General features: G+C 38.4%; 25 protein-coding genes and 1 pseudogene. 6 read left to right on the top strand and 20 right to left on the bottom strand.

Features of this window, described 5'->3' with window-relative positions; all coding sequences use genetic code 11:
* Nucleotides 1-2 precede the first annotated feature (2 nt).
* Nucleotides 3-707 carry a c-type cytochrome gene (locus F9B76_RS07540; RefSeq protein WP_159991564.1) on the bottom strand — a complete coding sequence of 235 codons (705 nt, stop codon included), beginning with the start codon at nucleotides 705-707 and terminating at the stop codon, nucleotides 3-5.
* Between the two features lie 174 nt (nucleotides 708-881).
* Here F9B76_RS07540 and yihA point away from each other — a divergent pair, with 174 nt between their 5' ends.
* The 3 genes from yihA (at nucleotide 882) to F9B76_RS07525 (ending at nucleotide 3635) form a co-directional block, all read left to right on the top strand.
* Nucleotides 882-1502: a ribosome biogenesis GTP-binding protein YihA/YsxC gene (gene yihA / locus F9B76_RS07535; RefSeq protein WP_159991563.1), complete on the top strand. Its 621-nt coding sequence runs from the start codon at nucleotides 882-884 to the stop codon at nucleotides 1500-1502.
* 1 nt (nucleotide 1503) lies between these two features.
* Nucleotides 1504-2511, top strand: a complete 1008-nt coding sequence (gene hemB / locus F9B76_RS07530) for a porphobilinogen synthase (protein ID WP_159991562.1) — start codon at nucleotides 1504-1506, stop codon at nucleotides 2509-2511.
* Between the two features lie 284 nt (nucleotides 2512-2795).
* Nucleotides 2796-3635 (top strand): ZIP family metal transporter, encoded by an 840-nt coding sequence (locus tag F9B76_RS07525; protein WP_159991561.1) that lies wholly within the window; start codon nucleotides 2796-2798, stop codon nucleotides 3633-3635.
* Nucleotides 3636-3713: 78 nt separating this feature from the next.
* On the opposite strand, the gene F9B76_RS07520 is transcribed toward F9B76_RS07525, so the two are convergent.
* From F9B76_RS07520 to F9B76_RS07485, 8 genes are all read right to left on the bottom strand, one after another.
* Nucleotides 3714-4025, bottom strand: coding sequence for a P-loop NTPase family protein (locus F9B76_RS07520; protein ID WP_159991560.1), 312 nt, complete (start codon nucleotides 4023-4025; stop codon nucleotides 3714-3716).
* A 2-nt stretch (nucleotides 4026-4027) separates the two neighbouring features.
* Nucleotides 4028-4447, bottom strand: coding sequence for a hypothetical protein (locus F9B76_RS10280; protein WP_201289298.1), 420 nt, complete (start codon nucleotides 4445-4447; stop codon nucleotides 4028-4030).
* Between the two features lie 288 nt (nucleotides 4448-4735).
* Nucleotides 4736-4894: a hypothetical protein gene (locus F9B76_RS07510; RefSeq protein ID WP_159991559.1), complete on the bottom strand. Its 159-nt coding sequence runs from the start codon at nucleotides 4892-4894 to the stop codon at nucleotides 4736-4738.
* A 75-nt stretch (nucleotides 4895-4969) separates the two neighbouring features.
* Complete coding sequence (locus F9B76_RS07505; protein ID WP_159991558.1) at nucleotides 4970-5209, bottom strand: hypothetical protein; 240 nt, start codon at nucleotides 5207-5209, stop codon at nucleotides 4970-4972.
* Nucleotides 5210-5257: 48 nt separating this feature from the next.
* Nucleotides 5258-5896 (bottom strand): lipoyl(octanoyl) transferase LipB, encoded by a 639-nt coding sequence (gene lipB, locus F9B76_RS07500; protein WP_423805514.1) that lies wholly within the window; start codon nucleotides 5894-5896, stop codon nucleotides 5258-5260.
* Nucleotides 5897-5901: 5 nt separating this feature from the next.
* Nucleotides 5902-6240 carry a DUF493 family protein gene (locus tag F9B76_RS07495; protein WP_159991556.1) on the bottom strand — a complete coding sequence of 113 codons (339 nt, stop codon included), beginning with the start codon at nucleotides 6238-6240 and terminating at the stop codon, nucleotides 5902-5904.
* Entirely contained in the window at nucleotides 6237-7115 is an 879-nt protein-coding gene (locus tag F9B76_RS07490) for an aminotransferase class IV (RefSeq protein WP_159991555.1), read from the bottom strand. The genes F9B76_RS07495 and F9B76_RS07490 overlap by 4 nt, the downstream gene beginning before the upstream one ends.
* A 301-nt stretch (nucleotides 7116-7416) precedes the next feature.
* The gene (locus F9B76_RS07485) at nucleotides 7417-8670 is read right to left on the bottom strand and encodes a D-alanyl-D-alanine carboxypeptidase family protein (protein ID WP_201289297.1); all 1254 of its coding nucleotides are present in this window, start codon (nucleotides 8668-8670) and stop codon (nucleotides 7417-7419) included.
* A gap of 352 nt (nucleotides 8671-9022) precedes the next feature.
* Here F9B76_RS07485 and F9B76_RS07480 point away from each other — a divergent pair, with 352 nt between their 5' ends.
* Both F9B76_RS07480 and F9B76_RS07475 read left to right on the top strand, forming a co-directional pair.
* The gene (locus tag F9B76_RS07480) at nucleotides 9023-9181 is read left to right on the top strand and encodes a hypothetical protein (RefSeq protein ID WP_159991554.1); all 159 of its coding nucleotides are present in this window, start codon (nucleotides 9023-9025) and stop codon (nucleotides 9179-9181) included.
* Between the two features lie 8 nt (nucleotides 9182-9189).
* The gene (locus F9B76_RS07475) at nucleotides 9190-9831 is read left to right on the top strand and encodes an alpha/beta hydrolase (RefSeq protein ID WP_159991553.1); all 642 of its coding nucleotides are present in this window, start codon (nucleotides 9190-9192) and stop codon (nucleotides 9829-9831) included.
* On the opposite strand, the gene F9B76_RS07470 is transcribed toward F9B76_RS07475, so the two are convergent.
* The 9 genes and pseudogenes from F9B76_RS07470 to F9B76_RS07430 all read right to left on the bottom strand — a co-directional run bounded on the left by F9B76_RS07470 (nucleotide 9804) and on the right by F9B76_RS07430 (nucleotide 18667).
* Nucleotides 9804-10637: a type III pantothenate kinase gene (locus F9B76_RS07470; RefSeq protein ID WP_159991552.1), complete on the bottom strand. Its 834-nt coding sequence runs from the start codon at nucleotides 10635-10637 to the stop codon at nucleotides 9804-9806. The two genes, F9B76_RS07475 and F9B76_RS07470, sit on opposite strands and share 28 nt — an antisense overlap.
* 16 nt (nucleotides 10638-10653) lie before the next feature.
* On the bottom strand, nucleotides 10654-11523 hold the full coding sequence (locus tag F9B76_RS07465; protein ID WP_159991551.1) for a biotin--[acetyl-CoA-carboxylase] ligase: 870 nt from the start codon (nucleotides 11521-11523) through the stop codon (nucleotides 10654-10656).
* Nucleotides 11524-11525: 2 nt separating this feature from the next.
* The gene (locus F9B76_RS07460; RefSeq protein ID WP_159991550.1) at nucleotides 11526-12827 is read right to left on the bottom strand and encodes a 3-deoxy-D-manno-octulosonic acid transferase; all 1302 of its coding nucleotides are present in this window, start codon (nucleotides 12825-12827) and stop codon (nucleotides 11526-11528) included.
* Nucleotides 12824-13777, bottom strand: coding sequence for a lipopolysaccharide heptosyltransferase I (gene waaC / locus F9B76_RS07455; RefSeq protein WP_159991549.1), 954 nt, complete (start codon nucleotides 13775-13777; stop codon nucleotides 12824-12826). Before waaC ends, F9B76_RS07460 begins: the two co-directional genes overlap by 4 nt.
* 48 nt (nucleotides 13778-13825) lie before the next feature.
* Nucleotides 13826-14470, bottom strand: a complete 645-nt coding sequence (locus tag F9B76_RS07450; RefSeq protein ID WP_159991548.1) for a site-2 protease family protein — start codon at nucleotides 14468-14470, stop codon at nucleotides 13826-13828.
* 138 nt (nucleotides 14471-14608) lie between these two features.
* Nucleotides 14609-16405 (bottom strand): aspartate--tRNA ligase, encoded by a 1797-nt coding sequence (gene aspS / locus F9B76_RS07445; RefSeq protein ID WP_159991547.1) that lies wholly within the window; start codon nucleotides 16403-16405, stop codon nucleotides 14609-14611.
* A 171-nt stretch (nucleotides 16406-16576) separates the two neighbouring features.
* Nucleotides 16577-16783 (bottom strand): annotated as a pseudogene (locus F9B76_RS07440) (FmdB family zinc ribbon protein); the annotation flags it as partial.
* 99 nt (nucleotides 16784-16882) lie between these two features.
* Entirely contained in the window at nucleotides 16883-18157 is a 1275-nt protein-coding gene (locus tag F9B76_RS07435; RefSeq protein ID WP_159991545.1) for a putative Na+/H+ antiporter, read from the bottom strand.
* Nucleotides 18158-18172: 15 nt separating this feature from the next.
* The gene (locus tag F9B76_RS07430; protein WP_159991544.1) at nucleotides 18173-18667 is read right to left on the bottom strand and encodes a GAF domain-containing protein; all 495 of its coding nucleotides are present in this window, start codon (nucleotides 18665-18667) and stop codon (nucleotides 18173-18175) included.
* Between the two features lie 471 nt (nucleotides 18668-19138).
* Between F9B76_RS07430 and ubiA the strand changes: the two genes are divergently transcribed.
* A complete protein-coding gene (gene ubiA, locus F9B76_RS07425) occupies nucleotides 19139-20050 on the top strand; it encodes a 4-hydroxybenzoate octaprenyltransferase (RefSeq protein WP_159991543.1) in 912 nt (303 codons plus the stop codon).
* Nucleotides 20051-20399: 349 nt separating this feature from the next.
* Here ubiA and sstT read toward each other — a convergent pair whose 3' ends face one another.
* Complete coding sequence (gene sstT / locus F9B76_RS07420; protein WP_159991542.1) at nucleotides 20400-21611, bottom strand: serine/threonine transporter SstT; 1212 nt, start codon at nucleotides 21609-21611, stop codon at nucleotides 20400-20402.
* A gap of 340 nt (nucleotides 21612-21951) precedes the next feature.
* The gene (locus F9B76_RS07415) at nucleotides 21952-23334 is read right to left on the bottom strand and encodes an alanine/glycine:cation symporter family protein (protein WP_159991541.1); all 1383 of its coding nucleotides are present in this window, start codon (nucleotides 23332-23334) and stop codon (nucleotides 21952-21954) included.
* Nucleotides 23335-23352 lie beyond the last annotated feature (18 nt).

The following is a 23352-nucleotide window of genomic DNA, read 5'->3' as shown; positions in this document are numbered from 1 at the left end:
GATTAGCGAATACCTGCCGCATAATCAGCAACTGCTTTCATATCAGCATTGCTCATACGATTAGCAATCGTACCCATCATGTTCTCAGCACCACCATTTGTACGCGCCCCTTCAGAAAAGGCTTGTAACTGCGCTAAGATGTACTCTGGATGTTGCCCTGATAAAGCAGGGAATTGCTCTGGCATACCTTTGCCATCAGCACCATGACAAGAAGCACAGGCTGGAACATTACGCTCTGGAATACCTGCGCGCCAAATCTCACGACCACGGTGAACAAAGTCTAAATCATTAGCCTGTTTAGCAAATGCTGGGCTAGTGAGTTTTTGTTGCGAAATATAAGCGGCTAAATCACGCATATCGGCATCTGTCATCTGTGCCACAACAGGAGCCATCATAGTAGGTGCGCCATCTATACTCATACGGGCACTTTTGCTTTGCCCTGCTGGTACTTGGAAATTTTTGAGCTGACTAACAATATACCCTTCAGGTAAACCTGCTACATGGGGGTACATAGGAATAGCACTATTACCACCCACGCCATGACAGGCAACACAGGCTAAGATGCCACGCGAAACATCACCTTGCATATAAAGTGTTTCACCACGTTGAATATCTGGTGGTGTTACATCTGCCGCGTGTGCTACTGTTGCGGTCAAACCCATTACTAGACTACTCGCTAGCAGAACTTTAGAAAAAACTTGTTTCATGCAGACCCTCAATTACAGATCAAATTGTTTGTTTTAATAGACTGATGCACAGTGTCTATTTTATAAAAAATAACCCTTTAACGTATGAGTATAAACCGATTAGAGGAAATTTACTTGCTTTTATGGCGGATATTATACAATAATGGTTTATCCTTGACTCACAGAAGGGAAATTGTGTCAATTTTACATCAATCTAAGTTCTTTGTTTCTGCCGCTAAACTGAATCAGCTCCCCCCCGCCTCTGTTCCTGAGGTTTGTTTTGTTGGTCGTTCAAATGTCGGTAAATCATCGGCAATTAATGTTCTCACCAATCAACGCCGTTTAGCTTTTTCAAGTAAAACACCGGGTCGCACACGTTTAATCAATCTCTTTGGTATTCCTAATCCTCAAGCACCTGATCATGCTATGGGATTCTTGGTCGATCTCCCCGGCTATGGTTTTGCTTCCGTTGCACAAAATACGCGTGAAGAATGGGCTGATGTTCTAGGTAACTATCTACGCGAGCGTCAATCCCTTGCAGGGATTGTACTCTTAATCGATATTCGCCGAGGGGTTACGGATCTTGACCGCCGTTTAGCCGAATGGATTGCCCCTACAGGTAAGCCAGTATTAGCCCTCTTAACAAAAGCGGATAAACTCCCCTATGGTCAGCGTGTACGAGCCGTATTTGCGGTAACGAAAGAGCTAAAAAACATTGGTGCACTTAAAGTCATTCCCTTTTCTTCTAGTGAACGTATAGGCTTAGAAGAAACCTCTACCCACATTATTAACTGGATTTCTCCAAAGGTTGCTTAAAATGAGTATTATTGTTCCTGACTTTCCTGCTAGTCGTCTTCGCCGTAATCGCCGTGATGATTTTTCTCGCCGTCTTGTGCGTGAATCATCACTTAGCGTAGATGATTTTATTTACCCTGTTTTTGTACAAGAAGGTAAAGGTATCTTACAGCCTATCCCCTCAATGCCGGGTATTGTACGTTATTCACCAGATACCCTCATGTCTGTTGCTGAAGAGTGCGTCAAACTCGGGATTCCTGTACTAGCCCTCTTCCCCTCGATTGAAAATGATAAAAAAACACCAGACGGCATTGAAGCTACTCGCCCTGATGGATTAATCCCCCGTATGGTTCGTCAATTAAAAACTGCTTTTCCTGAATTAGGAATCTTATGCGATGTGGCACTAGACCCTTATACCAGTCATGGGCAAGATGGTATTATTGATGATACGGGTTATGTGCTTAATGACGAAACCTTAGCCATGCTATGCCAACAAGCCCTTGTACAAGCAGAAGCAGGGGCAGATTATGTTGCACCAAGTGATATGATGGACGGTCGTATTGGTAAAATCCGTCAAGCCTTAGAAGATAACCGTTTTATCTATACGCGTATTATGGCGTACTCGGCTAAATATGCCAGTGCTTTCTACGGTCCTTTCCGTGATGCTGTGGGTTCATCAGGCAATCTAGGTAAATCCAATAAAATGACCTATCAGATTGATCCAGCTAACCGCTATGAAGCCCTTAGAGAGGTAGCCGCCGATATTAAAGAGGGGGCAGATTTAGTTATGGTTAAACCGGGTATGCCCTACTTAGATATTTTGCGTGATGTCAAAGATGAATTTAAAATGCCCACCTATGCTTATCAGGTCAGTGGTGAATACGCTATGATTAAAGCAGCTGCTCAAAATGGGTGGTTAGATCATGATAAGGTGATGATGGAATCACTACTTGCCTTTAAACGTGCGGGAGCTGATGGCATCTTAACGTATTTTGCGATTGAAGCGGCTAAATTACTTAAACACGTTTAAATTTCAACTATATTTTATTACATACACTTTCTTTCAAAGAAAGCACAGACAAAAGGGCAAATTAAACATTAATTTGTCCTTTTTTTCATATAAATAAGACTCCCTCGCCATTAAGAAAAATCCATTGAATAAAAATAATGCTTCTCTCACTTTAACATAAATATATTATTTTCTATTACACTCTATTACGGTTGTTTCTTAATTATCTATAAAATGAGAGAATAGCACGTTTTATTTTATCCCTTAAAAAGGGATTTTCTACAATACACCTTTTTATTTTATTCATGTTAGCATCATTTTTTAGCTTAAACCCTATTTGGCAAGCCCTTATTGCTGGGCTATTTACATGGTTCTGTACGATTGTAGGCGCTGCTGGCGTATTTTTTGTAAAAACCATCCACCGCAAGATGCTAGATAGTATGATGGGATTTGCCGCCGGGGTGATGATTGCTGCCTCTTTTTGGTCATTATTAGAACCTTCTCTTGATTTTGGTGAAACAACATACGGTTCTTGGAACTGGTTACCGACTACGATTGGTTTTTTAGTGGGTGGTTTATTCTTACGTTTAATCGACCATATTATTCCACACTTACACTTAGATAAAAGTATTGAAGAGGCTGAGGGGAGCAATCCTCAAACCCGTCAAAAACTCTCAAAATCCATGCTCCTTTTCTTAGCCATGACTATCCATAATATTCCAGAGGGTTTAGCACTTGGCGTTGCTTTCGGGGCAATTGGTACAATGGGGCTTACGAGTGATAATCCTGCCATTGCACTTAGTGCCGTTGGATTAGCCTTGGGGATTGGATTACAAAATATTCCTGAGGGGCTAGCTTTATCAATGCCTTTACGGGCAGAGGGTAAAAGTCGAAAAACGGCTTTCTGGTATGGCGCACTTTCTGCCGTATTTGAACCTATTGGTGCGGTATTAGGTGCACTCTTTGTCATTTCTATGTCAAGTATCTTACCCTATGCCCTAGCCTTTGCAGCAGGTGCAATGATTTTTGTCGTAGTCGAAGAGCTAATTCCTGAATCGCAAAGTGGTGGAAATACCGATATTGCCACATTAAGCCTATTATTGGGATTTGCAATTATGATGATTCTTGATGTCGCATTGGGTTGATGGCGTATATTTTTAAATTGGTTCTTAAATGCTTCTTCACTGGCTAGGTTATCTTAGAGACTATATGGTAGAAAGGTTCTATTTAATCGTCTCATTATTTTCAGGGCAAGCTATATAGGCCTTATTAGATTCCGAGGAATTTTGATACACGGAAAAATTATATTCTTTTCCATTTGATATATAAAAAAAGTTATCATCCTTATTTGAACCATAAAAAAATACACTTTTTTCTGGTTGAATGGTAGTAGATTGAAAATCACTACCTTTTCTTAGGTGAAGTCTAATATCATTTTTACAAAAATTATAAAAAGTGGTGATTCTAACTGGTTTATTAAAGTTAGAAAAACAAGCTGTTAAAAATAAACTAAAAAATATAATAATTTTCTTCATGCTTACTCTTCAATATTTTTCAGATTTTCTGATGAATTAGTTTTTACCCAATTTCCATCACCTGTGGGTTTGGCATTTTCATGGCAAGCAATAAGGTTTATTCTAAATTGAGAATACTCATCAATATAAAATCTATTTTTTACATTACTTTTACTTCGGACAAAATACAGTTTTTTTCTGTCTTCATTTTGTTCTTCTACTAAGTTATCTTGTATGATGAAAGATATATACTTAGTTTCATTAGGATAAATAATTTTCTTGTGTTGATTATTTTTATAATAATGTTCTGGGATATTATCGCTTCTCCATTCAATAGGGTATTCACAAAAATTATAAACTACACCTCCTCCCTCTAATGGATCAAAAGGCAAGCATGATGTCATTAAAAATAACAAACCTATCGATATAGGACGTTGAAACATATTATTATCCTCCTCGTTTTAATTTGAAAAGCCATATTCAGTTTTTATATCATACTCAACTCATCTTATTTCTGAATAATTAAAATTGTATTCTACATAATACTTTATTTAATCTTCTTTTTTAGTTTCAAATCCTTTTCTTTTAATGATTGCTTTTCAACTATTTTATACAAAATACTTAAAAGTAATCACACTCTCCTTTTTAATTTCTTCTTCCTATATTTCAGTTTCTGCGTTTTCCATTTATTTGGCTTAGGTGGTTTAGTACAAGGCTCAACATTTTTTACCTCATTTCTCCAAGCGATACCGAATCGGTGTCATGTAATGAACAATTTTCACTGCTGCCCACCGCTTTTCTTTCAGTTCAATGGTATTTTCACCGGTTTTTCTAAACCAACGACGCATTAAACGTTGTTCTTTTTTTGATAACGCATTTTTGGTTAGCATCTTATTACTTCTTTAGCTCATTATATGTGCAAGTATAATGTTGAGAATCAAATGATAAACAAAAATACCAATAAATTACCGTTTTTTCTTTTTGACAAAATAGATAATTCCCAGTATAACGGCAATAGTAGCACTGATGCCAGCATAAAAAAAGGAATAAACTAAATCACCCAAACAGCCAACACCACAAAAAGAGTGGGTTGAGCGCAGGTTACTAACAATTAAGAAGGTAATAATAAATACTGCTATGGCAATCATAGCAAGTACCACAATTTTGCCTAAAACGATTATTTTATTAACTTTATTATCTTCCATTTTTTATTTCCCTAAAACGTAGAACCATTTACATACCATATTCTACGATTATGCCCCCCTTTGCTGATGATTCTCTATCATCTGCACTAATAAGCTACTCACTTTATCGGCGACTTCTTGCCATCCTACCTCAACACCCATGGTTGCCATATCCACGGTACGCAACCCTGCATAACCACAAGGATTAATCCCATAAAAAGGAGACAAATCCATCTTTACATTCAGTGATAATCCGTGATAGGTACAGCCATTACTTACCTTGACCCCAAGGGCTGCAATTTTAGCTAAATCCCCTTCTGGCATCGGTACATAAACACCGGGAGCACCATCTTTGCGTTGTGCGTTCTCAATACCAAAAAAAGTTAAGGTTTGAATAATCGCCTCTTCTAAAATATTGACATAAGCACGCACAAATAGTTTTGCTCGATGTAAGTCAATCAAAGGATACAACACCACTTGCCCCGGGCCATGATAAGTAACTTGTCCGCCTCTATTGGTTTGTACAATAGGAATATCTTTAGGGTTAAGTATATGCTCTGGCTTTCCTGCTTGCCCCAGTGTATAGACAGGGGAATGCTCTACTTGCCAGATTTCATCTTCTGTTTCTGCCGTACGTTGCTGTGTAAACGTTTGCATTGCCTCAAAGGTTGGCTCATATAAAGCCAATCCCTCTAGCCGCCGAATAATCATGATTAAAGAACCACTTTCACTAATTCATGTCCATGTAAGGTACGATAAATCGTATCTAACTGTTCACGTGAAGTCGCTCTAACAATAAAGGTTAATCCTGTATAGTTACCTTTTGAACTTGGGCGTACTTCAATCGTTTCTTTTTTAAATTCTGGATCATGCTCAAGCACCAATTCTGTTAAAACATCAATTAATTCAGGGTGGGCTTGTGCCATCACTTTAATCGGAAAATCCGTAGGGTATTCAATCAATGATTGCTCTGGTGGAATTTCCTTTAAACCGAAAGTATTGTCTTTTACTAAATCAGATAACTGCTCTGCATCAAATTGTTTTGTACTCATAGTTTTGCTAATACCTCATCATAGGTTTGACGTAATTGATGAAAAATAGGCCCGGGAACACCCTTACCTACTGGTTTATGATTATAGGTTGTAATCGCAACAACTTCTCGTGTTGCGGATGTTTGTAATAACTCATCCGCCTCTTCAACAAAGGATTGTGCGATATCCGCCTCAACAAAGGGGATATTCAGTTGCGTTGCAAATTCCTCTATTAAACCATAACGGATACCTTCTAAGATACGATTATCCCGTTTAGGGGCATAGATGACACCTTCTTTAATCACCCAAATATTAGAAGAAGCACCCTCTGTTAATATTCCCTCTCTAAATTGCACAACTTCTTGTACCCCATGTGCAACCGCATATTGCTTAGCCAAAACATTTCCCAATAAGGAAATAGATTTAATATCACAATGCAACCATCGCATTTCAGGGTAACTCAAGGCTTTCACGCCCTCTTGACGCTCTTGTTCTGTTAAGCGTTTTAGGGGGCAAGTCATCGCAAAAATAGTCGGTGCAACAGGCGGATTGGGAAAGGCATGATCCCGTTTAGCCACACCTCGGGTTACCTGAAGATAAACATAGTTATCCTCCCAATCAGATTGTTGGATTAAATCAGTGAGTAATGTTTCCCAAAAAGCCTCATCTTTCCCCGTTTGAATACTCACTTTATCTAGGCTACGCACTAATCGAGCAATATGCTCTTTTAATCGAAAAGGTTTACGTTGATAGGCTGGTACAACCTCATACACCCCATCACCAAAGATAAAGCCCCTATCTAGTACGGATACCTTAGCTTGGCTTAACGGCAGATATTCACCATTAAGATAGACCGTTATATCGTGGGGAATACCTTGAATAAAAAAATCCGTCATATTTGATTCCATTATGATTGACTTAGCGTATTACTATATTTTAAGTAGTAATAGTTTAAGTTTAACTCAAATTGCATATAAGCACATTCTATGCTTATTTAAGCAATATATTCATAGGATGAAACTGATAAAAATAGAGGATAATAAAACACTCTATTTAATCTATATCGCTATTATAGGTAAAACATGGAAAACAGTGATTGACAAAGCGAGTTTTACGAACGAAGTGAGAAACTGCAACTCAACGCTATTTACCATGCTTTATATCAACCACCATATTTTAAAAATATAGCATCTATATTTAAAATAACTGCACAACCTTATCCCATAAGCGACCAAAGAAACCCGCTTGCGGAATATCTTCTAAAGCAACCAAGGTATCTTGCTTGACAATCTTACCATCCAATACAAATTGTACTGTCCCCAACGCCTCACCTTTCGCAATAGGCGCTACCATTTTACGGTTAAGTTGTGTTAGCATTTGAACATTTTGTGCTTGATCTCGCGGTACAGTTACCACCACCCCATTTGCCGTACCTAAATTCACATTCTTTAGTTCACCTTCATATACACGAGGAGAAATAACCGCTTGTCCTGCTGGTGCAAAAGTGCGCGCTTCAAAATTCTGATAGCCCCAATCTAATAATTGTTGGCTAAACTGTTCACGCTCTCGGATTGTTTTTGTACCCATCATAATCACAACAAGACGGCGATCATCACGTTTTGCTGTTGAAATTAAACAATACCCTGCATCATCTGTATGCCCTGTTTTTAGCCCATCTACCCCTAAATTGCGCGAAAGCAAACCATTTCGGTTAGGCTGACGAATTTTATTATAGGTAAATTCTTGTTGGCTAAAATAGTGATAATAATCTGGATAATCTTTGATAATATGCTGTGCTAAAACAGATAAATCACGTACAGTGGTATAGGTCTCTGGTGAGGGTAAGCCAGTCGGATCAGCAAAATGGGTATTACGCATACCAAAGGCTTGTGCTTGCTTATTCATTTGATCCACAAAAACATCCACACTACCTGATACACTTTCAGCGAGCTGAATAGTAGCATCATTACCCGATTGAACAATCATACCCTGTAATAGCTCACCAATAGATACTTCTTTATTCACCTCAATAAACATTCGTGAACCACCTGTTTTCCACGCTTTCTCTGAAACCGTTACTCGCTGATCCAAACGTAAACGGTGATTATCAATCGCAGAAAATACTAAGCTAGCGGTCATTAATTTGGTTAATGACGCTGGCGCAACACGTTCATCAGGATTAGATTGAGCAATAATCTGCCCACTACTAACGTCCATCACCATCCATGCTTTCGCATTAATCGTTGGTGCAATCGTATTAGAAAAACTTTGTACTGTTGGTGTGTTAGCATCTGTCAGTGGAATAGTAAACATTGGTGTACTTGCCGCTGATGAGGTAACTGTTTGTGCCGTATTGGTTGTCGTTGTATCAGATGACTTATTCATGGCAAAATAACCACCAGCCGCCAAGACAACAATGGCAGCACCAATAATAGTAAGTTTACGAGACATATCTATGGATTAAAAAAGTAATAATAAATAAACTAAACCCTTTGCCTTAGCTCACTATATAATGAAAAAAGTCATGCAAAGGGAAATACCTTTCATTATAAAAGCCTCTCCACACTGATGTATATGAAATAGGCATTATTTACAAAACTTATCTATTCTATACGATTAAATCGCCACTAAAAAGCAAGTTTTATCATCAACAGAATAAAAAGAAATATCCGTCTAAATAAGGTATCAATATCCATAAAGAATATTTCTCCTATTCCATTGGGTTGTGGTAAAAATAAAATGCCAACACATCCTTATCCTATAGTACAATAATCCATTATTTCATGACGATTTAGGAATGACGGTGTTTAAATTCTTATTTTTCCTTGTTCTGATTAACCTATTACTCTTTGGTTTAGGTTCAGGTTGGTTTGGTTTCACCCCAAGTGATACCACAATGGGTGTTAAGACAAAACCACTTGTAGAATTTCGTCCTCAAGATATTCAGCTCAACAAAAACTAAGAGGATTCATGCATACTGATACTGTTTTTTTCTCTGGGCATATAGGTCAAATTGAATGTGCCATTGATTATCCTGACTCACCACCAAGAGGGTGGGCATTATGTTTACACCCCCATCCTTTATTTAAAGGAACGAATACCAATAAAGTCATCACTACCTTATCACGGGCTTGTGTTGCACATGGTTTAGTCACCTTACGTCCTAATTTCAGAGGAGTAGGTCAATCCGCAGGAGAATTTGATAAAGCACATGGCGAAACCCTAGATATGGTCGCACTTATTCAACAGTTTCTTGCTCAACACCCTGAGTTTAGTCATCAACCATGGATACTTGGTGGCTTTTCTTTTGGGACGGCAGTTGCCGCACAATTGTATGCAGAATTACAAGATCATGCGATCACATTGCCACAAAAATTGATTTTAATGGGGGTTGGTGTCTGGCGTTATGCCTATAGAGAGGTCAAGTTACCTGAAGATGTGTTTATTGTGCATGGTGAAAAAGATGATGTTATCCCATTGGTAGATGCTTATGAATGGTTAAAAGACCGTGAAGTACCTATTACCGTTATTCCCAATGCAACTCACTTTTTTCATGGTAAGTTAGTCATTTTAAAGCATCTTCTTCAACAACAATTACGATTAGCAATATAAGCCGCTATCCCATCTAATACGGGAGAATGCCGTTCTATCAAAACCAAATGAGGTAAGGATAGATAAGATGACCACTGTTGATACTGTTCTTGTATTGCTGATAGCATACTTTGTTTAGCCCCCCCACTCACATATAGCGTGGGGATTTGCTGATACTGCTGAAAAACTTTCTGGATCTGTATTAATACTGCCCCCGATTGTGCTAGTACAATACCTGCTTCAATCGCTTGCTGTGTCGCCTTAGGAAAATCATCAATCTGATAAGGTAATCCTACCTCTGGTAATAATGCCGTACCTTGGTGCAAACTCTGTTGCATCATCTTAATCCCCGGCAGAATAACCCCCCCAATAAATTGTTGATTAACAACGGCATCAATTGTCGTTGCCGTACCAAAACTAATTGATAAAAAGGGGGTATGCTTTTTCTCTGTAAAAGTAAAATTTCCCAATAAACTATACCAACGATCTTTACCCAATTGATGAATATGGTATAGATTTTTTAAACCTAAACTATTTTCTTCAACCTTTAACCATTCTATTTGTACTGGCGATAAGGGTTGTACCGTTTGTAAAATACGTTCCCATTTTTGTTGTAAATCTACTGAAGCAACTGATACACCATAAGCTGCCTGTAAAATTCCATACTGTACTAAACACTTTTCAAGCCATATTTTCAACTGTTCTGGCGTATGGTTATCAATAACCGCTTCTTCCGCTGTTTGCTGCGATAGATTGGTAGAGATAACGCGACATTTTAAACGGGTATTACCGCTATCTAATAGCAAAATAAATGCCTTTTTCATCATACTTTCTCACCAGTCACTATTCATGTGGTCTAACGGTAATATCACCCGTCATCAAGGGTAAACATTGTCCATTACTCATTTCCAATAATAGATGGGCTTGATCGTTTAATCCTCTAGCAATCCCTTGTGTTACAAATTTATCTTCTGACCAAACATCAATCTGTTTACCTGCTAAGGCATCCAAAACGGTATGTCGTTGAACAAATGGTGCAAAACCCTCTTGTTCATATAAGGAAAAAGCCTTTTGCCACGCTTTAGCAATACGCGCGACCAATACAGCAATAGAGACATTGACTTCTTGATTATCTTGGTACATATCTTGTAAAACAGATGTCCAATCTGCCACTCGGCGACCAAGTGTAATACTTAATGCTTTCGCATGGGCAAGGTTCATTCCCATACCGACCACGACCACCCGATGATTTTCATTTTGACGTGACAATGAGGGTCTAACGGTTTCTACCAATAATCCAGATAATTTTGCCTCTTGATATTGAATATCATTAGGCCATTTCATCATTAAACGATCCGCAAATCGTTCACCAACAGTTTTACGCAATTCTTCACAGGCAACAATACCAGCAACAGGGGCTAACATGGGTAATTTATTATCAGGTAGAAAGACATCATAGGCACAGGAAAACATTAATGTACCCCCTGCTTCATTTGCCCACTTACGTCCTAATCTTCCCTTACCTGATGTTTGATAATGTGCCCCTATTAAAGCAGGGCGGACACTTTCTTGTTGCGTATCTTTTGCTGCTTGCAATAAAAAGATATTAGTAGAATTAATCTGGCTTAACCATTGCACAAAGGTAAAATCCGGCAAGCAACTACGCAAACTACTTTGCATAATATCTGGAGAAGGAAGAAAAGTGGTATTCATACTTAATCCAAATAAGGTAGAATCATTTTGTATAATCGCTGACTAACGCCTTGATGCAAGGTAAGCCAATTTATGCCTGCTTTACCCATTCGTAATAACTGTGTTGTATCCCCCAACAACTGATGGGCTAATAATAAGGCACTTTCTGGATTTTCTGTACGACGTGCCGCTCCCTCAATTAAAGCATCATTAACGGATTTTTCAAAATTCTTTGTATGAGGGCCAACAATTACTGGCACACCCACGGCACAAGCCTCAATATGGTTTTGCCCCCCATAATCCCCAAAACTACCTGCCACAATCGCAATATCCGCTAAACCATAGTAGAAAAACATTTCTCCTAATGTATCGCCAAATAAAACATCCACATAACGCAGTTCTTCTTGTGAAGGGTGATCAGATTGTTTTACATAATGCAAAGAGGATTTTTGTAAAAGCCCTTCTACCTGTGCAAATCGCTCTGGATGGCGAGGCACAATCACATAAAGTGGAGGGTATTGAATATTTTTATGGTTTAAAATACTTTGGATAAAATCATTCTCTTCGCCATCTCGTGTACTGGCAATGACAATCACTTGACGATCAATTGCTGTACGTAAGACTTCACCTGCCTGTACTTGAGAAGCGACAATATTTAAATCAAACTTTAAATTACCCAATACCATCGGTTTAGGCAAACCTATTTCCTCAAAGCGTTCGGCATCTTGATGACTTTGAGCAAGTATAACAGTCAGTGAACGATAGGCTTTACAGAGAACACCGCCTATCCGTTTGACTTGTTTTGCTGTTTTAGCTGAAAAACGCGCACTCGCTAAAATGGTGGGAATCTTTTGCTGAGTCGCTTCTAAGACAATATTTGGCCACACTTCTCGTTCGATTAAAATACCACACCGCGGTTTCCAATGTGCAAAGAATCCTTTTGCCGCCTCTGGCAAATCATAAGGAAGCCACGCTTGAACCAATTGTCCTCGCTGAATATCTGCTATAAACTGTTTTTCACCCAAGGCACGTGCGGTTGCCGTCATATGGGTTAATAAAACAGGATAGCCTTGGTCTAATAATAAACGAATAAAGGGTTGTGCCGCCTTTGTTTCACCCATACTAACAGCATGAATCCAAATAGGTCGTTCAAACTTAACACTATTTGTTTGTTGCTGTACATGGGCTAGTTCAGTATAAATACCAAATCGTTCTGGTGCATAAATATCCCATACACCACCTGCTTTTTTTGCTTTTCGATCAAGTAATTTAAGGATAAGTGGTTTAAAACACCGAAGCAATAAGGTATAAAAAAACTGATTCATAGCGATAGTGCCTGCTCAACTTTATTTAATACAATTTCTCGTGAGGGTGGGACACCTCTATCACCTAAACTTGCTGTAAACCCAGCACCTACCAATGGCGTACGCACAGGGGTAGAAGCAGAATAGATACCAATGGTTGGGCGACCTAATGCTGCAGATAGATGCGTTAAACCACTATCTAAACCTACCATAATACGCGATTTTGCTAGTACTTGTGCCACACCCGTTAGATTCATCCGCGGTAACACTTCTGCATTATCATAATGTGCTACCAAGGCTTTTGCACGCTCACTTTCTCGTTCATTACCTGCCAATAATTTTAAACTTAAACCTTTTTCGGTTAATTTATCAAAAATAGCATGCCAGTCTTTTTCGGGATATAACTTATCATCACGGCTAGCAGAAGGCATAATCACGGCATAAGGTTCAATCTCAACACCCTCCGTAAACCGTTGTAAGCCAAAATCAGGCTCTCCCTCATAGGTATAATGAAATGTCAAACTCGCCAACAAACGCTGACGCGTAACAGCAGGTTGCCAAAACTCTACTCGATGTTTCACATCGTAAAACAGTGATGCTAAAGGCTCTCTGGCAGACTTCCAATCCAAACCATGTCTTTTACCATGTGTTTGTCGGACGACCCAGATGGATTTCATGAGGGCTTGCATATCCAAAACCACATCATAATGACGCTGATTCATCTTTTCTTTAAAGGCTTGTCGTGCTTGACGTGATGCTTGAGACCACCATGATTTACGCCATTTACGGTGAGCAATAGGAATGACTTCATGAACAGCAGGATGCCAAGAAGGGATTTCTTGAAAAACCTCCTCAACAACCCAATCAATTTGCGCATCAGGAACATATTTAGCAATATCAGAGATGGCTGGTAGCATATGCACCAAATCTCCTAGGGAGGAGGAACGAACGATTAATATTTTTGTACTCATTGATAATCTAATCTTATTAAAACGCAAATTACTTGCTATTGTAGCGAATTAAAACCCGAATAATTGCAAAATACCTTTTTGTAGATAATAAATAAACATACCTAATAAATTACTTAAATCTGTCAGTAAAATCAAGGCGAAAACAATCATTATGCCATAAGGCTCTACACGTGATAGCATCAGTGAAAATTTTATAGGGAGCAATCCCACCAAAATACGTCCACCATCTAAAGGTGGCACGGGAATAAGATTAAAAAGCATTAATAAAAGGTTAATCCTTATGCCAAATAGTGCCATCGTAACCAGCACCTCTGATTGAATATCTAATATGACCCATATTTTTAATAATACTGCCCATAATAATGCCATCACTAAATTTGCACCGGGGCCTGCTAAAGCAACAAAAATCATATCCTGCTTAGGATTACGTAAATTTCTTGCGACAACAGGAACAGGCTTTGCCCAGCCAAAGATAAAAGGACTTTTTAATAAAATTAATACAGCAGGTAAGATGATCGTTCCGATAGGATCAATATGTTTAGTAGGATTTAAACTTAATCTTCCTAACATATGGGCGGTATTATCCCCAAAATAACGTGCCACATAACCATGTGCTGCTTCGTGTAGTGCAATCGCAAAGAGTAAGGGAGGTATATAAACACTGATAAAGAAAAGAATTTGTTCAAAAGACATAGGTCATACAAATAAAAAGAATGATGATGTATTTTAGCGTAGTCTTTTATTAGATTTTAAAATTAAACGACTCTTTGGATAAGCTAATGCTGATATGAAAAAAGCCTATCCATATGGATAGGCTCTTTGACACTACATTTATTTAATATCTACTGGATTACGCAAGCGGATATGTAATTCACGCAATTGTTTTTCATCAACAGGTGATGGTGCTTGTACTAATAAATCCTGTGCACGCTGCGTTTTAGGGAAAGCAATCACATCACGAATAGATTCTGAGCCTGTCATCAATGTAACGAGACGATCTAAACCAAAGGCTAAACCACCATGCGGAGGCGCACCATATTGTAAGGCATCTAATAAGAATCCAAACTTAGCACGTGCTTCTTCGGCATCAATATTTAATGCTTTAAAGACTTTGCTTTGTACTTCTTCACGGTGAATACGCACAGAGCCACCACCGACTTCCCAACCATTTAGCACCATATCATAGGCTTTTGCATAGGCTTTTTCTGGGTTAGTCGATAGAAAATCTTCATGACCATCTTTAGGGCTTGTGAAGGGGTGATGTGCTGCAAAATAGCGTCCCTCTTCTTCATCATATTCAAACATCGGGAAATCAACTACCCATAATGGTTTCCAAGTCGCCTCAAACAGTCCTTTTGCTTTAGCAAAATCACTTAGACCAATTTTCACGCGTAAAGCACCAATCGCATCATTTACCACTTTAGCTTTATCGGCACCAAAGAAAAGAATATCGCCATCTTGAGCACCTGTACGTTTTAGCACTTCGGCAATCGCAGCATCATGAATATTTTTGACGATAGGTGATTGTAAGCCATCACGTCCTTTTGCTAATTCATTGACTTTGATATATGCCAATCCTTTTGCACCGTAAATACCCACAAATTGTGTGTACTCATCAATTTCTTTACGTGATAATTCAGCACCACCGGGAACACGTAAAGCAACAACACGACCACCAGCCAGGTTAGCTGCACTATTGAATACTTTAAATTCAACATCACGCATCACATCCGTCAGTTCTGTAAACTCTAATTTCACTCGTAAATCAGGCTTGTCAGAACCAAAACGAGCCATTGCCTCATCCCATGACATAATAGGGAATGGATTAGCTAATTCAATGCCTTTTACCTCTTTAAAAATATGACGCATCATACCTTCAAAAATATCGCGAATTTCGACTTCATTTAAGAAAGAGGTTTCGCAGTCAATTTGGGTAAATTCTGGCTGACGATCAGCACGTAGGTCCTCATCACGGAAGCATTTTGTAATTTGATAATAGCGATCAAAACCTGCCACCATTAGCATTTGTTTAAAGAGTTGTGGTGATTGTGGTAAGGCAAAGAATTGACCATCATGTACACGAGAAGGGACTAAATAATCTCGCGCACCCTCTGGTGTAGAACGGGTCAGCATAGGGGTTTCAATATCAATAAACCCTAATTGATCCAAATATTTACGGGCTTCCATCGAAACACGGTAACGTAATTTTAAATTGTTTTGCATTACCGGACGGCGTAAATCAATAATACGATGCGTTAAGCGAATCGTTTCGGATAGGTTTTCATCATCAAGCTGGAATGGAGGCGTAACAGAGGCATTAAGAATTTCTACTGTACGGCATAATACTTCAATTTCGCCTGATTTAAGTTCGGCATTGACAGTACCCTCAGGGCGACGACGTACTAAACCCGTAATTTTAAGGCAATACTCATTACGGATACCCTCAGCAATGTTAAACGCTTCTTGGTTATCAGGGTCAAAAACGATTTGTGCCAACCCCTCACGGTCGCGTAAATCCACAAAAATAACACCACCGTGGTCACGACGGCGATGACACCAACCATATAAAGTTACTGTTTGGTCTAATTGTGCTAGGCTTACATCACCTGTATAACAAGTACGAGTCATGAATATGCTCCGAAAATCATTGTAAAAATGAAAATATATAAATGGAATCCGTCAATTACTGCAAAGACAGCGATTAAAATTAAAAAGAAAAATTAAAAAGAAAAGGCATACCCTCTTATTTATCATACGATAAGGGTAACGACTTTTTAAGTGGAATTAGGATTTCCCCTCACTACTTCCACCACTACTCTTATTTCCGCCACGGAAATCGGTTACATACCAACCTGTTCCTTTCAGTTGAAAATTGGCGGCAGTAATTTGCTTGGTAAAGGTTTCTTTTTGACATTCTGGGCATTTATGCAAAGGGGCATCCGACATTTTTTGAAATACCTCTTTGCTATAGCCACAGTTTGTGCATCGATAAGCGTAAATAGGCACGTTATTCTCTCTTTTAGGATTAAAAGTTATCTATAACTTTCTACATAATCAAATTAACCGTTTATTTTACCGCTTTTAGATACATTTTCCTTTAGAAAACTACACTGGTATCAAAAATAAAATAGCTGCAATCAGAGTAGGAATTAATGCACCAAGAATTAAACTCTTAGGCGAAATAGCTTCCTCAGGGAAACTGGTTCGTAAAATGGAGAAACCTGCAGGGTTAGGGGCGTTAGCAATCACTGTTAAACCACCCCCTGTTACCGCACCTGCGACTAACATATAACGCCACATATCGCTTGTCCCATCAACTAATGAGCCAAGATACGTTAGCGCTGCATTATCGGTAACTGCGGTTAGAATAGTTGTTCCCCAATACAATGCCATTGGTGATAGACCCGCTAGAATATCTTGTAGCCACCATTTTTGTAAACCACCCAAAATAATCAGCCCAGCCAAGAAGAAACCAACCATTAACCCTTCTTTAATCATTAAAGGATCTTGATGTTTGCTATAAGCACTACAAAAACCAATAAACAACATAAGCAAACCAATAAAGACTGCTACATGGTGTGCAAAGACAACAACCCCGAGTAAGAATAAAGAGTGAATCAACATAAAGATAAAGGGTACGGGAGGACGCTCTTGCTCTGCCGTTGTATATACTTTTCTTTTGGATGCATTATCGATAATATCACGATAACAAGCAAATGTAGCAAGGCTTGCATTAATGAAAACGGCAATCACACTACGCCAACCAAAATGAGTTGCCATATAGGTACTATCCCAACCAAAGGTTTGTGCCACCATTAATACGGGTGGAGCAGCATATGATGTTAATACCCCCCCAATAGAGATATTCACAAATAAAACACCAATCACCAGATATTTAAGCCTTAAACTTCTTGTTCGAGAGAAAAAAGCCTCTCTAAGCATCAATGCAGCTAGCGTCATAGCAGCAGGCTCTGTAATAAACGAACCAAGTAAAGGCACTAAACTCAAGGTAATAAAAAAGGTAGCAACCTCTGTATGGACAGGCACTTTTTTAGCAATCGTTCTAACAATACTCTTTACCATTTCAAGAATAGGACGACTACCGGCTATCACCATAATGACACACACAAACAGTGGCTCGGTAAAATTTCGGGAGTCCATATAAGACACCGCCGAATCGACACCAGAAGTAATTGCCATAAATACTAATAAAACAGCTGCCCATATTCCAAATACAGCTTCAACTTCTGACATCAAGTGCCATATACCTGCGTGAGGGCCACCTTTATGTGCCAATTTAGCAAATACAGGGACAGAAAAAGTATGGATAATCGCTAATACAAAAAGTATTGTCGCAACAATTTCAATAGTACTTGACATAATTTTTCTTACCTTTTATGAATGGAGTGAGTCTAGGAATATTTTACATAAGGTTAGCATACCTTCTTTATCATCGTTATCAAAACGTGCTACATAAGGGCTATCCACATCCCATACACCAATAAGTTGATCATTCTTAATTAAAGGAATGACGATTTCAGATTGAGAAGCAACATCACACGCAATATGTCCGGGGAAATCATGTACATTTTTGACCACTTGTACTTCACGCATACTCGCTGCTGTACCACAGACACCTCGACCTAATGCGATACGAACACAGGCAACTTTACCTTGAAATGGCCCTAACACCAGTTCTTTACCATCAAAGAGATAAAAACCGCACCAATTTAAACCTTCTACTTGATGATACACTAAGGCACTCATATTCGCCGCATTGGCAATCAAATCAGACTCACCCGCCAAAAGACTACTGAGTTGCTGAGCAAGTAGTTGATACCTTTCTACTTTAGTTGAGGAGGATTGATTACTTGGTTCAAATGTAAACATATTACTTCACCACTTATCTGAAAATCATTACTGAATTTCCTAATATAAGAGGGTTTATTTTATTTAAAGAGCTTCATTCTATCATCAGAATATTCAAAAAATCAGCTTTTTTATGACTTTTTTATGAATTGTTTATGAATAAAATGATGTATTTTTACTTTATTTCTTTATAACTTTACAAATATTTTATCTTTCTTCCTTATTTTCTTCCGGTTATATACATGAGTATTCGTCCTATTAAAAAATATTAAGAAGAGCATAAAATAAGCCTTTTATTTCTCTACCCTCTCTTGTATAACATTAGCCTAATTATCTGAGAGCAAAAACTTTCTTACTCAACAATAGGTAAAGTGTCTCTTATTTTTTTCATTCAACCTATCATCTATTTCCATTTAATTTCTTAAAAAATAATTTCCCTATCATAGAAATGGTTACAATAAACCATTATCTCTTTCACTAACAATTAATAATATGTCTATTGAGAAACCAGATTTAAGCGATATTCATCATAATGACTGGGTTGATCGCTATTTGCCACCTTCTTTACAGCCCTATGCTAGGCTTGCTCGCCTTGATCGACCTGTTGGTACATGGCTAACCTTACTTCCTTGTATTGCTGCACTTATTCAGGCGGCTCATGGCATACCTGATTTTTGGCGGTTACTGGTTTTCTCTTTAGGTGCATTACTCATGCGTAGTGCTGGCTCAACAATCAATGATATTTGGGATAGGGATTTTGACAAGCATGTTGAACGAACTCGGTTTCGCCCCCTCACCAGTGGGCAAGTTACCTTAAAACAAGCCGTTATTTTTCTCTTTATTCAGCTCGGGGCAGCAGCATTACTACTCTTTTTTATTAATAGCTATAGTCGATGGTTGGCTGTTATTCTTGTACCTCTTGTAATTATTTATCCCTTATGTAAACGCTTTACCTACTGGCCACAAGCTGTACTCGGTGCTGCCTTTAATTGGGGAATGTTAATGGCATGGACAGACACCGCCAATACGCTACCCTGCGGTGCTGTTTATATGTGGTTAGGGGCATTAACATGGCAAATTGGGTATGATACGCTATATGCTTACACCGATATTAAAGATGATGAACGCTTAGGGCTTCGCTCTACAGCAAGGCGATTTGGTAATAAGGGAATTTATTGGTTAAGTGGTTTTTACGCGGTCAGTATTCTATTCTGGGTACTTGCTGGTATTACGCTATCTATGCACTGGTTGTACTATGTCGCTATGGTTTTAGTGGCTATTCATCTCTTTTGGCAACTTAAATCTTTTGATTTACAACGCCCTGAAAAAAGCCATGCTTTATTTAAAGCCAATATCTACACGGGTTTATTATTAGTTATCGCTACTCTTTTAGGGGTTTTATAGCAATCATATTGTTTTCTTAAAGAATATCTTATAGGGACTTAATCATAGTCCCTTTTTTATGTATTGTACTTTTTCTTATCATAATTTATAACGATAAATAAACTATCTATAGTGAGAATACATAGATTAAAACACTGCAAATAATATTAAGTCGCTCAAACAGTTCTTTGGCTTCGCTACAGAAAACTCGCTTGCTTAATCATTATTTCTCCATGCTTTTTACAAAAATTTATAATGATAAATAAACTATCTTTACTACTTATTATCTATAAAAAAACCGCTTAACCTATCAAGATTAAACGGTTTTTAATCATCAGAAAAAGGATACGTAATACCTTTTTTACATTAATTACACACCGGCACGTTCACGTTCAGCAATATCAACCGCAGCGGTAAATAACACATCTGTTGAAGAGTTTAAGGCTGTTTCGCAAGAATCTTGAATGACAGCAATAATATAACCAATCGCTACAATTTGCGAAGCATATTCATTAGGAATACTAAAAAGACTTGCCGCCATAGGAATAAGCAATAATGATCCACCCGGTACACCTGATGCCCCGCAAGCAGCAATCGTTGCTAAAAGACTAAGCATTAGGGCTGTACCTACATCAATTTGAATACCAATTGTATAAACTGCCGCCAAAGTTAATACGGCAATGGTAATAGCAGCCCCTGCCATATTAATGGTTGCCCCAATAGGAATAGATACCGTATAAAAATCTTCTCTTAATCCTAACTTTTTAGAGAGCATCATATTTACTGGAATATTAGCCGCAGAGCTACGTGTAAAGAATGCCATTACCCCACTTTCTCTTAGGCAAGTGAAAACTAATGGGTACGGATTACGGCGAATTTTAAACCATACAATAATAGGGTTAACCACCAGTGCCACAAAAAGCATAGTCCCTACTAAAACAAAGAGTAACTGTATATAACTCTTGAACCCATCAATCCCTGTTTTTGCCACAACAGAAGCAATAATACCAAATACCCCAAAAGGTGCTAAACGAATCACCCATTGAACCACCTTAGTAATAGCATCAGAAAAATCGACAACAACTGTTTTGGTTTCTGGCAAAGCAACACGCAAAGCAATACCAATCATCACTGCCCATGTCAAAATACCGAGATAATTAGCCGATACTAAGGCATTAACAGGATTATCTGCCATATTTAAAACAACTGTTTTTAATACAGAGGTAATCTCAGCAGGTGCACTTACTACAATCTTATCCTTAGGTAATGTTAATTCAGTTGGAAACATAAAACTTGCCAATACCGCTATTGCTGATGCGGCAAATGTCCCCACTAGATAAAGGATAATAATCGATTTCATATTGGATGCCGCACCTATATTTTGACGAGCAATAGCCGCAATCACCAATACAAAGACCAAAATAGGTGCAACTGATTGTAAGGCTTTTACAAAAAGTTCACCTAAAAAACCAGCTTTTAAGCCTAACTCTGGTGAGATAAGTGCTAATACTGTTCCTAAAATTAAGGCACTAATAATTTGTAGAACAAGATTACCTGAAAAAAATTTCTTTAAAAAACTCATTTGGATACTTTCCCTATATAAAGACCCTAATTAAAAATATATGTTGTTAATAATGAGTATTAATATTAACTGTCAAGATTCTACCATTGAATAACCAATCTGCTTTGTCTGTTTTATCTTTTTTCTGTAATAAACTTATCCATCCTATTGCGTAAAAGCAAGCGATTTATCTTTTATGATGCTAAAAGTAATATCTATCAATTATTTACCCAATACACTATTTTTGAGTACAACACAACGTTATCAGCCCTGTACAACCTCAAATTCGACCTAACAAGATAAGTAAATCGGGTTAAAAACCTTGCTTTAACCCGATAATTTGTTTAATTACTAAACTGGATTAAGGTAATTCACCTTTACGGCGTTTCTCAAGGAAATCTTTTGTTTCTTTCACGACCACACCTGACAATAAGACTAAACCAATGAGATTAGGAATTGCCATTAGACCATTAAATACATCTGATAACCCCCATACAATCTCTGTTGTTGATTTGGCATCACCTTGGAATTCTAATGTACCTAATAAAACGGTTAGTACATAGATAACACGATAAACGGGTACTGATTTATCACCAAATACATAGCCAGCACACTTCTCACCATAGTAACACCAACCCAGAATAGTAGAATAGGCAAAGAAGATCAAACCAAAGGTTACTAATGAACCACCCACCCCGGGTAATAAATAGTCAAACGTTTGCACCGTTAGAGATGCTCCTGTTGTACCTGCAGCAATTGTTCCCTCAGGTATTGTTAATAAACCAATGACTATCGTAATCCCTGTGATCGCACATACTACCATCGTATCAAGGAATGTTGCGGTCATGGATACAAAAGCCTGACGAGCAGGGTGATCTGTTTTAGCCGCGGCTGCTGCAATCGGTGCCGAACCCATCCCCGCTTCATTAGAGAATACCCCTCGTGCAACACCGTATCGAATGGCTAAACCAACAGCACCACCTAATGCCGCAGACCCTGTAAAGGCTTCTGACAGAATTTTTTCAATGGCAGGAATCACTAAGTCCGCATGATAAAACATAACAACAATACCACCAGCCACATAGACAATTGCCATAAAGGGAACAATAATAGATGCTGCACGAGAGATGCCTTTAATACCACCTAAAATTACTAAACCCGTAAAAATGGTGAGCACAATACCCGTTTTCCATGTATCAATATCTAAACTGGTTTGTAAAGAGGCAGCGACAGAGTTCGACTGTACTGAACTACCAATACCAAAAGAAGCAATCGTCCCAAAAAGTGCAAAAAGAATGGCTAACCATTTAAGATTACACCCTCTCTCAAGGTAATACATCGGGCCACCACTCATTTCACCTTTGCTATTGGTTACACGATACTTAACTGCCAAAATACCTTCTGCATATTTGGTCGCCATACCAAAAAAAGCACTCACCCACATCCAGAATACCGCACCAGCACCACCTAGCACCACCGCTGTCGCTACACCAGCAATATTACCTGTACCAATTGTCGCTGATAATGCCGTCATCAAGGCACCAAAATGTGAAATATCCCCCTCATGATTATCTGTATTAGGATGTTTACTAAATGCCTGTTTTAAGGCAAAAGGCAACATACGCACCTGTAAAAAAGCTAATCGTAGGGTGAGATATACTCCCGTACCCACCAAAAACGTTAGCATATAGGGGCCCCAGACTAAGCCCCCAATATTCGCAATAAACTCATTTAAAGATTCCATAAGGTAAACTCTCCTTTT

The organism is Pelistega ratti (assembly GCF_009833965.1).
GTDB lineage: Bacteria > Pseudomonadota > Gammaproteobacteria > Burkholderiales > Burkholderiaceae_B > Taylorella > Taylorella ratti.
Note: the sequence above shows the minus strand (reverse complement) of the source record. Positions and strands in the feature narration are given on the sequence as shown.

What these genes read in the sequence shown, in the direction of transcription:
- ubiA (WP_159991543.1), top strand. Translation starts at nt 19,139, where the DNA reads ATGTCTATTGAGAAACCAGATTTAAGCGATATTCATCATAATGACTGG.
- F9B76_RS07430 (WP_159991544.1), bottom strand. Translation starts at nt 18,667, where the DNA reads ATGTTTACATTTGAACCAAGTAATCAATCCTCCTCAACTAAAGTAGAA.
- F9B76_RS07415 (WP_159991541.1), bottom strand. Translation starts at nt 23,334, where the DNA reads ATGGAATCTTTAAATGAGTTTATTGCGAATATTGGGGGCTTAGTCTGG.
- F9B76_RS07465 (WP_159991551.1), bottom strand. Translation starts at nt 11,523, where the DNA reads ATGAATACCACTTTTCTTCCTTCTCCAGATATTATGCAAAGTAGTTTG.
- F9B76_RS07475 (WP_159991553.1), top strand. Translation starts at nt 9,190, where the DNA reads ATGCATACTGATACTGTTTTTTTCTCTGGGCATATAGGTCAAATTGAA.
- F9B76_RS07460 (WP_159991550.1), bottom strand. Translation starts at nt 12,827, where the DNA reads ATGAATCAGTTTTTTTATACCTTATTGCTTCGGTGTTTTAAACCACTT.
- F9B76_RS07540 (WP_159991564.1), bottom strand. Translation starts at nt 707, where the DNA reads ATGAAACAAGTTTTTTCTAAAGTTCTGCTAGCGAGTAGTCTAGTAATG.
- F9B76_RS07520 (WP_159991560.1), bottom strand. Translation starts at nt 4,025, where the DNA reads ATGAAGAAAATTATTATATTTTTTAGTTTATTTTTAACAGCTTGTTTT.
- F9B76_RS07495 (WP_159991556.1), bottom strand. Translation starts at nt 6,240, where the DNA reads ATGAGTACAAAACAATTTGATGCAGAGCAGTTATCTGATTTAGTAAAA.
- F9B76_RS07505 (WP_159991558.1), bottom strand. Translation starts at nt 5,209, where the DNA reads ATGGAAGATAATAAAGTTAATAAAATAATCGTTTTAGGCAAAATTGTG.
- F9B76_RS07450 (WP_159991548.1), bottom strand. Translation starts at nt 14,470, where the DNA reads ATGTCTTTTGAACAAATTCTTTTCTTTATCAGTGTTTATATACCTCCC.
- F9B76_RS10280 (WP_201289298.1), bottom strand. Translation starts at nt 4,447, where the DNA reads ATGTTTCAACGTCCTATATCGATAGGTTTGTTATTTTTAATGACATCA.
- F9B76_RS07435 (WP_159991545.1), bottom strand. Translation starts at nt 18,157, where the DNA reads ATGTCAAGTACTATTGAAATTGTTGCGACAATACTTTTTGTATTAGCG.
- F9B76_RS07490 (WP_159991555.1), bottom strand. Translation starts at nt 7,115, where the DNA reads ATGACGGATTTTTTTATTCAAGGTATTCCCCACGATATAACGGTCTAT.
- F9B76_RS07470 (WP_159991552.1), bottom strand. Translation starts at nt 10,637, where the DNA reads ATGATGAAAAAGGCATTTATTTTGCTATTAGATAGCGGTAATACCCGT.
- F9B76_RS07485 (WP_201289297.1), bottom strand. Translation starts at nt 8,670, where the DNA reads ATGTCTCGTAAACTTACTATTATTGGTGCTGCCATTGTTGTCTTGGCG.
- hemB (WP_159991562.1), top strand. Translation starts at nt 1,504, where the DNA reads ATGAGTATTATTGTTCCTGACTTTCCTGCTAGTCGTCTTCGCCGTAAT.
- F9B76_RS07525 (WP_159991561.1), top strand. Translation starts at nt 2,796, where the DNA reads ATGTTAGCATCATTTTTTAGCTTAAACCCTATTTGGCAAGCCCTTATT.
- aspS (WP_159991547.1), bottom strand. Translation starts at nt 16,405, where the DNA reads ATGACTCGTACTTGTTATACAGGTGATGTAAGCCTAGCACAATTAGAC.
- F9B76_RS07510 (WP_159991559.1), bottom strand. Translation starts at nt 4,894, where the DNA reads ATGCTAACCAAAAATGCGTTATCAAAAAAAGAACAACGTTTAATGCGT.
- waaC (WP_159991549.1), bottom strand. Translation starts at nt 13,777, where the DNA reads ATGAGTACAAAAATATTAATCGTTCGTTCCTCCTCCCTAGGAGATTTG.
- sstT (WP_159991542.1), bottom strand. Translation starts at nt 21,611, where the DNA reads ATGAGTTTTTTAAAGAAATTTTTTTCAGGTAATCTTGTTCTACAAATT.